This window comes from Pseudoalteromonas sp. ABE4_541 (genome assembly GCF_056312285.1).
The window spans coordinates 84,891-97,747 of the sequence record NZ_JBSVEM010000014.1 but is presented as its reverse complement, the minus strand read 5'-3'; the positions used below and the strand labels follow the sequence as shown (position 1 = coordinate 97,747).

The 12,857-nt window shown below is 42.4% G+C and carries 10 protein-coding genes; 4 read left to right on the top strand and 6 right to left on the bottom strand.

All coding sequences use genetic code 11. The features are described 5' to 3' along the window. Positions 1–27: 27 nt before the first annotated feature. The 4 genes from ACW689_RS14300 (at position 28) to ACW689_RS14285 (ending at position 2,713) form a co-directional block, all read left to right on the top strand. Entirely contained in the window at positions 28–405 is a 378-nt protein-coding gene (locus tag ACW689_RS14300) for a thiol-disulfide oxidoreductase DCC family protein (RefSeq protein ID WP_476292503.1), read from the top strand. Continuing rightward, positions 402–1,130, top strand: coding sequence for an SDR family NAD(P)-dependent oxidoreductase (locus tag ACW689_RS14295; RefSeq protein WP_476292501.1), 729 nt, complete (start codon positions 402–404; stop codon positions 1,128–1,130). The genes ACW689_RS14300 and ACW689_RS14295 overlap by 4 nt, the downstream gene beginning before the upstream one ends. A 37-nt stretch (positions 1,131–1,167) precedes the next feature. Beyond that, positions 1,168–1,812, top strand: coding sequence for a flavin reductase family protein (locus tag ACW689_RS14290; protein WP_476292499.1), 645 nt, complete (start codon positions 1,168–1,170; stop codon positions 1,810–1,812). Positions 1,813–1,975: 163 nt separating this feature from the next. Further along, the gene (locus tag ACW689_RS14285) at positions 1,976–2,713 is read left to right on the top strand and encodes a tetratricopeptide repeat protein (protein WP_476292497.1); all 738 of its coding nucleotides are present in this window, start codon (positions 1,976–1,978) and stop codon (positions 2,711–2,713) included. 54 nt (positions 2,714–2,767) lie between these two features. On the opposite strand, the gene ACW689_RS14280 is transcribed toward ACW689_RS14285, so the two are convergent. From ACW689_RS14280 to ACW689_RS14255, 6 genes are all read right to left on the bottom strand, one after another. Next, positions 2,768–4,171 carry an aldehyde dehydrogenase family protein gene (locus ACW689_RS14280; protein ID WP_476292495.1) on the bottom strand — a complete coding sequence of 468 codons (1,404 nt, stop codon included), beginning with the start codon at positions 4,169–4,171 and terminating at the stop codon, positions 2,768–2,770. Positions 4,172–4,250: 79 nt separating this feature from the next. After that, positions 4,251–5,711 (bottom strand): SLC13 family permease, encoded by a 1,461-nt coding sequence (locus ACW689_RS14275; RefSeq protein WP_476292493.1) that lies wholly within the window; start codon positions 5,709–5,711, stop codon positions 4,251–4,253. A gap of 155 nt (positions 5,712–5,866) precedes the next feature. Next, positions 5,867–7,732: a M28 family metallopeptidase gene (locus ACW689_RS14270; protein WP_476292491.1), complete on the bottom strand. Its 1,866-nt coding sequence runs from the start codon at positions 7,730–7,732 to the stop codon at positions 5,867–5,869. A 60-nt stretch (positions 7,733–7,792) separates the two neighbouring features. Beyond that, positions 7,793–9,985 carry a M4 family metallopeptidase gene (locus ACW689_RS14265; protein ID WP_476292489.1) on the bottom strand — a complete coding sequence of 731 codons (2,193 nt, stop codon included), beginning with the start codon at positions 9,983–9,985 and terminating at the stop codon, positions 7,793–7,795. A gap of 511 nt (positions 9,986–10,496) precedes the next feature. After that, a complete protein-coding gene (locus ACW689_RS14260; protein WP_476292487.1) occupies positions 10,497–11,615 on the bottom strand; it encodes a DUF1513 domain-containing protein in 1,119 nt (372 codons plus the stop codon). Between the two features lie 2 nt (positions 11,616–11,617). Beyond that, on the bottom strand, positions 11,618–12,847 hold the full coding sequence (locus ACW689_RS14255; protein ID WP_476292485.1) for an imelysin family protein: 1,230 nt from the start codon (positions 12,845–12,847) through the stop codon (positions 11,618–11,620). Positions 12,848–12,857 lie beyond the last annotated feature (10 nt).

Genomic DNA, 12,857 nt, shown 5'->3' with positions numbered 1-12,857 from the left:
TGTATCAAAGTAACAACTCAATACAGCATGAAAATATTTTATGATGGCAACTGCCATTTGTGTGTGGCAGAAATGAAAAAACTTAAAAAATATGACGCGCAAGAAAAAGTAACAACGGTCAATGTACACGATGAATATTTCTCAATGCGCTTCCCTCACATTGACAAGTCGTCAGCGCTCACGGTGCTCCACGCAGAGGATGAGCAGGGAAATATATGGATAGGATTAGATGCCACCTACAAAGTGTGGCGCACTGTTGGAAAATATCCATGGCTCAAGCTCATACGTATTGCACCGATGCGCTGGATAGCCGATTTGGCCTATCTGTTCTTCGCCAAACACCGTATGGCAATTTCGCGACTGTTAATGCCTAATAGCTGTGGTAAAAACGGATGTAAACTATGAATGAGCATCAAGAAGCTATCATCATTATCGGTGCAAGCAGCAAAATAGCACGTGCCTTTTTAACTGAACAACGCCAACGTTTTCCACTCAGGTTCATTATTACTATCAGCCAAAGTAGTTTGACGGAACTTGACGAAAATCATCGCCATTTCACAATTGATTATGACGAGAAAAGTATATCGCAAACAGCGTATGAGCTACGGTTGATAATCGCAAACGCATCGAGCATCACCATATTCAATGGCCAACTTCACAATGCGCAATTTTCACCAGAAAAGCGTTTAGAAAACATCAGTGCTAGCCAACTCGCATGGCAAATGGAGGCTAACTTTATTACACCGCTACTATGGCTCAAAACGATTGCTGTACATCTTGATAAGAACAGCCAATGCGTAATTACATGCCTTAGCGCTCGTGTTGGCAGTATAAATGATAACCGACTCGGCGGCTGGTACAGCTACAGAGCTTCAAAAGCCGCGCTCAATATGGCAGTCAGAACGCTCGCCATTGAACTGGCGCGACGCGCAAAACACTGTAAATGTGTGCTTTTCCATCCAGGAACAACTGATACTCCGCTATCTCAACCCTTTCACAAGAATGTGCCAGCCAATAAATTATTCACTCCAGATTTCGTCGCGGCTCAACTTTGTAGGTTGATAGCTAGCCGCGAGCACAACGCAGAAGTCGACTATATCGACTGGCAAGGTAAGCCAATTGAATGGTAAACAGATTTCAAAGTACGAATTTTAAGGCGTAACAACCATGCATTTTTCATCTAAAGATATTGATTGCCTTGATCAACAAAAGCGTGTTCATCTTATTAATTCCCTCTCGGGTTTTAAAAGTGCCAACCTTATAGGCACTAAAGATGAGCAAGGACAAGAAAACTTAGCAATCGTTAGTTCCGTATTCCATGTGGGCGCGAATCCACCTTTAATTGGCATGATCATACGACCACACTCAGTGCCTAGACACACGCTTGAAAACATGATTGAAACCGGCATTTACACAATCAACCAAGTCCATCAAAATATCATTAATCAAGCACATCAAACATCGGCACGCTATCCAAAAGATGTATCAGAATTTACAGCCGTTGGCTTAACAAGTGAGTACAAAGGCAGTTTTGCTGCCCCCTTTGTAGCTCAAAGCAAATTGAAAGTTGCTCTAGAGCTCAAATCTACTCAAACCATTGAGCTTAATCAAACAGAACTTGTGATTGGCCAGATCACAGACATTTATTTAGAGGATGATGAGGCACTTCACCCTGATGGTTTCGTTGATCATGACATCCTCGAAACCGTAGCAATTAGTGGTTTAGACAGCTATCACAAAACGCAAAATATCACGCGCTTGAGCTATGCGAAACCAGATATTCAACCCACCCCAATCACCTTCAATAAATAGTTAATAGCCAAAGGACTGGCACATATACATAATTTTTGGGCCAAAGACCTACTCAAAACATCATTTTTCCTTGCACTTAGTTCACTATTAGTGGTCCAATATAAGGCCATGGCAATGGTCTTATTACCATTGAGGCATTGTTTAAATAAGTAGGAGATTTAATATGTGGCATCGAAAATTTAAACTCGCCGTTTTAATTAGCATGTTGGCATGGACAACGCCAAGCAACGCGGGTCTTGAAGAAGGGATCGAGGCGGCAAATAGAGGGCAATTTGAAGAAGCGCTCAAAGAATTTAGATACTTAACAGACATGGGGTATGGACCCGGTATATATGAACTAGCAAAAATGTACCAAGGTGGTTATGGCGTACCCAAAGACCTTCGAAAAGCGGCCCAACTTTTTCAAGATGCCGTAAATACTGGAGTTGCGGATGCGATGTTTTCGCTTGCCGTGATGTATGAACATGGAGAAGGTGTTAAGCAAGACAAGCAACGCGCCGTTGAATTGTTTACTCGAGCAGCTAAGAAGAACTTGGCTGCGGCGCAATTTAACTTAGGTGTTATGTACACCAATGGTGACGGGGTAGTCAAAGATTACCACACTGCAATGGACTGGTATGAAAAAGCAGCGGCCAGTAACTACACTCTCGCTCAATTCAACTTAGCACTTATGTATTATCAGGGGCTCGGTGTAAATAAAAACATCGAAAAGTCGTTCATGTGGAACTTAATTGCTGAGTACAATGGTAATCAACAAGCAGCAAAAAGCCGCCAACTAGATGAGAAACATCTTTCACCATCGCAAGTTGAACGAGCAACAGAAAAAGCAACGGAAATTTACTATAAAATTCAAGAACGTAAATATATCCCTGAAGTTAGACCTAGAAAAGCTGTTTACTAAATCACTAGATTAGCCGGGTTCAGCCCGGCTAATTTTCTTATCAAATTCAAAAAGCTATCGCAAAGTCATTTTCTTAACCAGCTTTAGCAACCATTTAGGCTGCCTAATGAGTAACTTAGAGCGTATCAGCGCAATCTTTCCACTGTAAGTCACACTCTTTTTGTGGCTCATGGTTATAAAGCCTTCTTTACCATGATATTCCCCAATTCCTGAGTAGCCCACGCCGCCAAACGGTATATCCTCAACGACTACTTGCAACACAACTTCGTTCACTGCTAGAGAACCGGTTCTTACATTTTTTGCAACGCTATCAGCCACTTCTTTACTTTGCGTAAATAAGTAAGTTGCCAGCGGTCTTTCGCGTAACTCCACATAATTCATTGCAGACTTTAAATCCTCAACCACCACAATAGGGAGAATGGGTCCAAATATCTCGTCCTGCAAAATTGCCATGTTAGAATTCACATCAGTGACAATATGTAACCCCATGCGCGTATTTATATCTGTTTGCATCTTATTGGGCCAGATAGTCGCGCCCTTCTTCTCTGCGTCCTCCAGCAAACCCCATAGTCGGTTACTTTGCCGCTCATTTATAATGCTGGATAGTTTGTGATTTTGTTCACGATTTGGATATTGCGCGGTGTAATGTTTTTGTATGGCTGTGACAAGTTCTTGCGCATTTTCTTTGGTAACTAAAACATAGTCAGGTGCAACACAAATTTGCCCTGCGTTTAAAAGTTTACCGAACAAAATTGTCCGTGCTGCATGTTCCACATCAGCATCATTTGCAACAATCACTGGTGACTTTCCACCTAACTCCAAAGTCACTGGCACTAAGTTTTGTGCCGCTGAAGCCATCACTTTCTTGCCGACTTCCGTTGCGCCGGTAAAAAACAAGTGATCAAACTTCAAGCTGGAAAACGCAGATGCAACATGGTGATCGCCTTCGACAATCACACAATGTGACTCTAACCCCGCGAACAATTCTTTCATCTGGGCGTTTACATACGGTGTATACTCACTGAGCTTAAGCATCACTCGATTACCTGCCGCCAATGCTGTAACAACGGGTACAATGGCTAATTGGATAGGGAAGTTCCAAGGAGAAATAACGCCTACTACCCCTTTTGGCGAGTATTGCACTTTTACGCTTGATGGCCACATCATTAACCCTGGATGACGCTTTTGTGGCTTCATCCATTGCTTGAGGTGTTTAATCATATAACCTAAAGCATTGACCGTAGGGACAATATCACCCACGACCGAATCGAACTCCGTTCTTGAACCGAAATCAGAGCTAGCTGCAATAACAAATTGTGCCTCTTTAGCTACTAACCGCTCCTTGATCAACGTTAAATGCCGCACACGCTCTTCTAGACTCGGAAAAGGGGTCTGCATAAACGCAGACTGCAGCAACATCAGTTGTTTATTTAACTCACAAATTGTTTCTACTTGCATGATAAAATAAGCTTCTGTCTATATTACAACCACTATATCAAGCACACAGCCCTGCGCATAGTAGCGTACTTAAATTGTTTCAGAATAAAAGTTCAGCATAATCAAATACCCAGCTCCCCACACTGATAGTAAGCATAGTGATTAATAGTATCGCAATGATGTTCATCGCAAACCCAGCCCGAATCATTTCTTTTATTTTTATTTCACCTGAACCAAAAATAATTGCGTTTGGCGGTGTTGCAACTGGCATCATAAAGGCACAGCTAGCTGCAATTGCAGCGGGGATCACCCAAATTAAGGGGGTGCCTGAAATTTGCTCCGCAATCGGCCCCAGTAGCGGTAAGAACCCTGCAGCGGTCGCAGTATTACTCGTTAGTTCGGTTAAAAAGCAGATAAGTGCCGCGACCAATAAAATACCCAACACAAGTGGCACGGCTGACGCTCCTGACAGAGAGTTAGCAACATATTCAGCTAAGCCCGAATTTTTGATTTGAGCCGCTAAAGTTAGTCCCCCACCGAATAACAACAAAATTCCCCAAGGCAATTGGTTTGCTGATTGCCAATCCATGAGTCTTTGGTCTTTTTCACCAGAAGGCAACACGAATAACAATAAAGATGCCGCAATTGCTATACCCGTATCGGTAATATCTAATCCTGTCCAAGTAGCCAAATAGGGCCTCAATACCCAGCTGGTCGCAGCAAACACAAATACTGCGAACACATTTTTTTCAGCGACTGACATCGCGCCCAAAGCGTTTAGCTGCTTTTCAAATAAGGCTGTTAAACTTACTTGCGATGAAGTTGGCTTAACTTTAAACGCAAAACGCGTGAGCCAAATCCATGCTAAAAAAATCATCAACGCACTAAAAGGCACCGCTAACGCCATCCACTGCGCAAACCCAATTTTAATTTGGTAGCTTTCCCACAAATATGCCGCCATCAAAGCATTAGGCGCTGTGCCAATAATAGTCCCAACCCCGCCAATACTTGCGCTGTAAGCAATCGCCAGTAGCAACGCTTTGCCATAATTTTCACAATTACTTTTATTTTCTTGCAATACATGAATAACTGAAAGCGCAATAGGCAACATCATTAGTGTGGTTGCAGTATTATTGATCCACATAGAAAGAAAACCACTGACCATCATCATTGCTAAAATCTGAATTCGTGCATTGTTACCGCACTTGAGCATAGTGAAAAGTGCGATACGCTTATGCAACTGCCACTTTTCCATTGCAATGGATATCAAAAATCCACCTAAAAATAAAAAGATAAGTGGATGCGCATATAAGCTCGAAGCCGCTTTAATGTTATTTATTCCTGCCAAAGGGACTGCCAATAAGGGTACCAAAGAGGTAGCGGGGATTGGTACAACTTCACTGACCCACCATATCGCCAACCAAATCGCCAAACCGGCGGTGCGCCACGCCTCGATACTCATGCCAGAGGGTGCGTCTGTAATACATGTAAAGAAAAATAAAGCCGGGGCAAGCCATAATAAATGCCCTGTTAAATTAAAATTTTTATTAGTTTTTGTCATATCAATCGCGAAACTGAAACGTTATAAAAATGAGTGTAATGAAATATTGAGGAGGAAGTATGAAGGGATAAAACGCTAACAACAAGTTAAAAGTAAACAATTAGTTAAATATGAGCCACCACGATGACCCACATTTAACTAGGTTGAGAAAGGAATTATTGTCCGCTAATAGTAAGCGTGACACCATTACTGTTGCTATAGCCTTTTAAGCCAATAAACCACGTGCCTGACGCTGGTGCATCGAACGAACACGACTCAGTATTACCATTCTTGTATGGGCGGCAATCGTGTACACTATCAGATACTTGTGTGCCATGTTTAACATATAAATCAGCATCACCTGTACCACCCGAAATACTCACGGTTAGATTTGAGTAGCCCGCTTCTAACGCTTGTTCAAAGTATACCCAGCTGCCGCGATTAACGCTGATATTACTCTCTTGACGATTAATGGGTGTTGGGCCTTCTCCTGCAGAATTATAACTCCCTGTCAGACTAACGTTACTAATTGCATTCCAAGCTTCGACCATCACGTAGTAAGTACCAGTCTGTGCACTGGCGATATCACAGCGCTCTTCACTACTTGAATTGGTACTCTTACAGTCATAGCTTTGCAGTGTAGGTTTAGAACCAAATTTGACGTACAAATCCGCATCGCCTGTTCCACCCGAAGTGACAAAATTAAGATTTGCACTATTTGCTGGCACTTCAAGGGTATAGAAAAGCTGTTCTTTTGACGCACCAGAAATGCCTGTTTTTGGTACACCATTTTCTAGCTCATTCGTTGGATCAGGATCTGGGTCTACAGCGCCCGCATCTTTAGCCAACTCGGCAAGATATGTCACTGCCAGTTTTGCAAACTTGATAGCATGAGTAGAATCAAACTCAGTATCACTGGTCGTGTGGATCTTTCTATTTATATCAGACATTTTTGATTCAAACGGCATAGAAGCCGCATAACCTTGTTGATACCATGAAGCATGATCTGAACAACCATAACCACATTGATCATAGGCAAATGTGACTGACGGAAGGTAGGTATCTATCAATTGCCCTAAAAACTGATTCTGTGCACTGTTGGTATAATCGGTCATCATTACAATGTCTTGCACACTGCCGTTGCTGCCTGTCATGTCAAATTGCACCATACCCACCACATTTTTTCCCTGTGATTTATAGGTTTGTGCAATATCTTTTGAACCACGAAGGCCCACTTCTTCGGCCGCAAAGCCCATGATCTGTATGGTACGCTGAGGTTTAAAATCAGATGCGACGACGGCACGTAATGCTTCCGTCAACACTGAAATACCTGATGCATTATCATCTGCACCAGGCGCTCTACCAGAGCTTGGACTAGACGAGTTTATTGAATCTAAATGCCCCCCTATCACAACTATTTCATCCGCTTTTTCACTACCTGGGATAGTCACCACGACCGAAGATTGCGCCCAGCTATGATTAAAATATTCAACGCTGATGTCACTTCTCGAGGCAGCCAGTTGTTGCCAGTGACCTTTTAGCCACTGTGCGGCGTCAACCCCCGTCTGTTGCGTATAGTAACGATTGTGAAACGCACTCATGGTGTTGACAGTGTTGTCAAGGTTATTAGCAGAGAGTTGATTTAACAAGCTGCTCACACGAGCTGGGTTGTCAATCGTATAATTCACTAAAAATGGTGACACATCCCCCTCTTTAACCAGAGCGAGTTGATGCAAGTATTGTTGCGCATCTTCATATGAGTCATGAGCGACAAACCCGCCACAACGATGATAATTGTCATGCATAAATGTACTTAACGCGTTCACCTGAGAAGGGTTAATTTGCATCAAGTTAACGCTCTCTAAAGCACTGCTATGAGTTGATAAATTGTTACCGCTGAGCATATTTTTAAACTGATAATGCTGTGCGGCTTGAGGGTCGATTGTAACCCAGATTTTTTCATCTAGTGGTTGTGCTGCGCTACTCGCAAATGAAGCTAAGATAGCGGCACTTAGCACAGTACTATTCAATGTTGTTTTCATGTTGTATCCCTTAGTGTTAAAGCAACAAAGGGAGCCGAAGCTCCCTTTTTTGTCAGCAAATTAGTTTGCTTTAATATTCAGCGTTACACCGCTCGCTGAGTTGTAACCACGCAAATCAATGTGCCAAGTCCCTGCTTGAGGGTTGGTAAATGAGCAAGTCTCATTGTTGCCATTTTTATATGGACGACATTGGTATTGAGTCGTAGAAGACTCAGAGCCAAAGTTAACGTAAAGGTCTGCATCACCTGTTCCACCAGAAATAGTGACTTCTAGAGACGAGTAGCCCGCACCTAGGTCTTGAGTGAAACGAGTCCAGTCACTACGCGCAACGGATACATTTGATTCGGTGCGATTAATCGGAGTTGGACCACCTGTATCTGTTGAGTAGCTACCCGTTAGGGTCACACCTGAAATCTGATCCCAAGCTTCAACCATCACAAAATATGCACCCGCTTGAACATTGTTAATTGAACAACTCTCTGTTGAAGTAGAGCTTGTACTCTTACAATCAAATGTATCAAGTGATGGACGGCTGCCAAACTTCACATATAAATCAGCATCGCCTGTGCCGCCAGACGTATCAAACTTAAGGTTTGTCGCACCAGCCGGCACGTTCATAACAAAGAAATTTTGTTCTTTCGACGCACCAGAAATACCTGTGCGAGGTTGGCCATTGAAGATTTCTTCATCAGTAATTGGGCCCGCACACGGGCTACCAGGACTTGCATCAGAGTTTACACCCACAGCTGCTAAAGCCGCTTTTACGTCAGCTATCTCATAGCCAAGGTCACACGCTGCATCAATTGCGCCGTTACCCGCTAAGTCCCAGTTGGTATTTGCTGTCCAATATTGCTGATTCGCTTTAGCCATGACCAAAAACGCTTTTTTCGTATCCCAGCCAGCGGTTGTTGCGAGGTTGTAGAATGCCTTGTTGAACACGCCCGAGCTGTAGTGCACGTTCATACCTGAGCTATAGTCAGACTGATTATCAATTGAACGACCATCACGTGTTGGGTCATTCATATAACGTAATGCGCCATCAGCTTTGAAAATGTCTTGGCCCACTAACCAATCATTTGTGCCTTTCATATAAAACTCAGCAGCTTCACCAGACATATCAGAGAACGCTTCGTTCAAACCACCAGACTTTCCGCTATAAACAAGACCCGAATTTTGCTCCGTGAAACCATGACTTACTTCATGAGCAGATACATCCAAGCTCACTAACGGATAAAAAGTATCTTTACCGTCACCAAAGGTCATCGCTGAGCCATCCCAGAACGCATTCTCATAGTTAGTGTTATAGTGGACACGCATTCTCAACTGGAATGTTAGAGGTGCTGTGCCTAACCAGTCACTATACATATTGAAAACAACGTTACCGAAATAATGTGCATCATTGAGCGGTGAAAACGCGCCATTGATCTCTTTAATGGTATTTTCAGGACAGGTAAAGCTATGCGCAGAAGAGTTTGACGAACCATGATTTAAGTTAATCGTCTTAACGTTTGTAGAGTTCATCGTACAGGTGCTACCAGACTGCTCTACATCAAGATGAGCATAGTCTGTCCCATATACGTAGCGGCCTGTTTTTTGGTTACCGCCAGGCCCTGTCGCTTGTGCATGCTGTAAGTTTTCATAGCTAAACAGCATTTCACCTGTGTGCGCGTCGATAATTTGATAAGGACGAGATGGGTTATCACCATAAACAACATAAGATACTTCATATGCTAGGTAGGCTTTTTTATTCTTTTTGTTTACCCAAACAACAAGTTTTGATGTTTCGTTATGTTTCTCTAGCTTTTCACCTTGCGCATCGAATGCAAGTACACCATGAGCTTGCTCTGCACGCGCAACAGCGGCATCTTTGGTCAGTGTCGGTTTCACTGACTGCAAGTCCACAGCAATATCATACACTGCTGCACCATGGGCAAATTCTAATTGATTATTTTTATCAAAAGATAAAATCACTTGGTCGCCTACAACGGGGACACCTTTATACATTTGCTGATAACGGCGTGTTACGCCACCATTACTTTTCTTAAACTCCTTAACTAGCACCAAGTCATTATCGGTACTTAGCCCAACAATTTCTTTCGCATCGCTTGAAAGCAATGATACAGCATTCGACTTAACGACACTGTTAAATGCATTACTTTGATTTAAATATTGCTTATTTGCAGCTGATGCTGGGCTCATGTGAGCAAAAGCAAGTGCTGAAACCGTGGCTAAAGTAATATGTGATAATTTCACGTTTACGCTCCAATTTGTTGTTTATTTGTCCACGTCAGTGTTACTGACTTTTAATAATTTAAGTGTCACGACAAAAACTTGTCGTATTACCAGCGTAGGCCGATAGAACAAAAAAAACACCTAAAATTAACAAAAAACAAACAAATTGAAACACAATTAAATAAGCATAATTTACAGCAGCTTAAATTTTATCAAGAATAAAATATTATTTCCGCAACAGATATATGTAAACTAATGATTACAAAAATTAACAATTAACGTACAGTTAAGGGGGGTTTTTATCCAAGTTTGAAAATATTGATATTTTAAATCAATCTAGATCTTATCTTTGGTAGGATTATTTAGCATTTGAGCCACAACAGGTTAAACCCAGCATACCTGTACCTGTTATCTGAGATTAATACATGTAGGCCATATAAAGCCGTAACATAATAATTATTCGTAAATGACACTTTTATGATGAATTAGCGCAGCAAAGGGCAAAAACCATCATTACTGCGCGATGCGGACATTAAATATTAATATTTATCATATGGTTATCCCAGTGAAGATTGTGCTTTGAGGTTTTTTCTTTATAATTTAAATAACCTTTACCCGTACTGGTCACAAACGAGTGGGCATCATCGGCTGCTACCCCAGCACAATCATCTTTGTTCTCAATATGGGCAAGCTCCAAGCTTCGCCTATGCCAATAACTCACAATACCTCCCCTAGGAGAGGTCACAGCTAAAGTATGATCACTGCTATCTACCGCAAGACTCGCGGTATATTGATTAAACCTAAGCCACTGTTCTTGCCCTGCTTGAAGAGCTTGCAAATTCCCCCCTTTTGTATGCGCAAAAATCAAAGGCTGAATTTGATGCTTGGGGCCCTGATACTGACACCCCACATAAACGGTATTGTCTTTTGCTACACACAAATGACGCATACTCAATTGATGATCGGGTGGCGTTACTTGCTCTAGCAACTGACCTGTATGGGTGTCGATGTAACCTAAGTTTGGCTTCATACTATCAAGGTTCAACTTAGTTCTCGGGCTTGCAGGGTGCGTATGGATCCCGCCATTTGCGACAACCAGCGTACTGCTATTGTTCAGCATTGCCAATTGATGAGGACCTACACCAAAACTTGAGAACTGAGCTTCAACTGCAAAATTATCGGTATTGCGTACCACAATCAAGCCATCATGTTCAGTATATGAATCATCAAAATGGTTTTCAGCGGTATATAGCCACTTTGCATCACGACTCAATACACCATGGCCAAAGAAATGCTGGCCAGCGCTACTCTCAATACGCTTTAGCAATCTCTGATCTTTCATATCAACGATATTTAAAGCTCGACCTGGACGACGAGAAAATGCCAATATGAGCTCGCGGTTAGGCACATAGCATAGATCGTGAGCGCGCTCGGATATCGCAACTTGGCCTAGTATCTCACCATCGTTGTTAAACCACGCGACAAAGTTTTGCCCGTCACGAGCGGTATAGGCACTTGCAAAACGTTGTTGTTTAGCAACCAATTCACAGCCACTTAACACCGGCATGACACTAATACATGCGCCCATGGCCAGCAGTTTTTTACAAAACTGCCTACGGTCATGAATATTTACGTGTTTATGCAAAGACACGCTTAATCTCCATCATTGGTATTAAAACCTGGGCTCAGCTCAGTCACCTGCACAAAGTCACTGCTCATCAAGCTGCGTAAGTTTGAAATTGCCGTAGCAAGATTGACAAGTTTCTCTCGACCTTCATTACTTGAAACTAGCTCTGACATTGGTAAATATCCTATAGTATCAATTGCTTGATAAACCGATTGGAAGTGTAGCTTGATTTCTTTTGTCACATCCTCACGTTGATTTACGCGAATTAGATAATCGTCGAATCCGAATCCACCAGAGCCTTCATATAGTTTCTCAAGTGCAACAATATTTGCTTTAACATTGGCGACAGACGATTCGCTAAAAATACTTTCAGCAAGTTCAATTTTACCGGGGATCTCAAGAGCAAGCGGTTTATTGATTTTATCATCTCGAATAATCTCTAGATACTCAAACCAAATCGTTAAAAACTTCTCAAGCGCCTGTTTTTTATCTGTAAAAATACCATTCCCAGCGCGGAATTGTTCACCATAACTTGTTTGCCATTTAGTAACGGTGTTTGTCACGAGCGTATCAATATTGTCAGTGATCGCACTGATGAATTGGCAGCGTTGTGTTCGGTCCGCATTTGTTAGTAGTGGTTTATCTTTGTTGAAAACAATGTATTCAAATGCAGGTAGCCCTTGTAGCTGGTGCTTAAATGAAGCGACGCCTTGGGTCATATCCGTATTTTGTTCAAACAACACTTCAACATCGTTGATTATTTTCTCTGCTGAATAAGGCCAATATTGAATTCGTGAGTAATGGAAAGTGTCTGCGATAGGTCCCATCTTCACACTGCGCGCTTGTTGCCATGATGCGCTTGTTGCACGCCATTTTTCCTGCAAGTCATTCAGATCTTGTAATGAAGGCTCTGGCTTTGAACAGAATGCTGCTACTTGCGCTTTCAGTGCCAAGTTCGCCCGCTGGACATTTTGATATAAAGGAATGACGACACCGTCCACCAAATTGGCGGTCAGTTTCTCATAGCCTTGTTCAGGCGTGAGCTGTTCTTTATTTTCATCGTCAGGATTAGTCGGTGGTGGCGTTGTTATATTGTTGTCTCCCGTGTCAACTTGTCCACCGTTATTACCTGTTTGACCACCGTTATTTACTTTTGGTTGTTCGCTCGCGCCGCCACCGCCACAACCTGTCAGTTGCCCAACTAAAAGCACACCCATTAACGCCAGCATTGCACGTTGATTTATAGTTGTTCCCATGATGCTAATC

Coding starts and splice junctions, on each gene's coding strand:
- ACW689_RS14300 (WP_476292503.1), top strand. CDS start 28: ATGAAAATATTTTATGATGGCAACTGCCATTTGTGTGTGGCAGAAATG.
- ACW689_RS14285 (WP_476292497.1), top strand. CDS start 1,976: ATGTGGCATCGAAAATTTAAACTCGCCGTTTTAATTAGCATGTTGGCA.
- ACW689_RS14270 (WP_476292491.1), bottom strand. CDS start 7,732: ATGAAAACAACATTGAATAGTACTGTGCTAAGTGCCGCTATCTTAGCT.
- ACW689_RS14295 (WP_476292501.1), top strand. CDS start 402: ATGAATGAGCATCAAGAAGCTATCATCATTATCGGTGCAAGCAGCAAA.
- ACW689_RS14275 (WP_476292493.1), bottom strand. CDS start 5,711: ATGACAAAAACTAATAAAAATTTTAATTTAACAGGGCATTTATTATGG.
- ACW689_RS14255 (WP_476292485.1), bottom strand. CDS start 12,847: ATGGGAACAACTATAAATCAACGTGCAATGCTGGCGTTAATGGGTGTG.
- ACW689_RS14290 (WP_476292499.1), top strand. CDS start 1,168: ATGCATTTTTCATCTAAAGATATTGATTGCCTTGATCAACAAAAGCGT.
- ACW689_RS14280 (WP_476292495.1), bottom strand. CDS start 4,171: ATGCAAGTAGAAACAATTTGTGAGTTAAATAAACAACTGATGTTGCTG.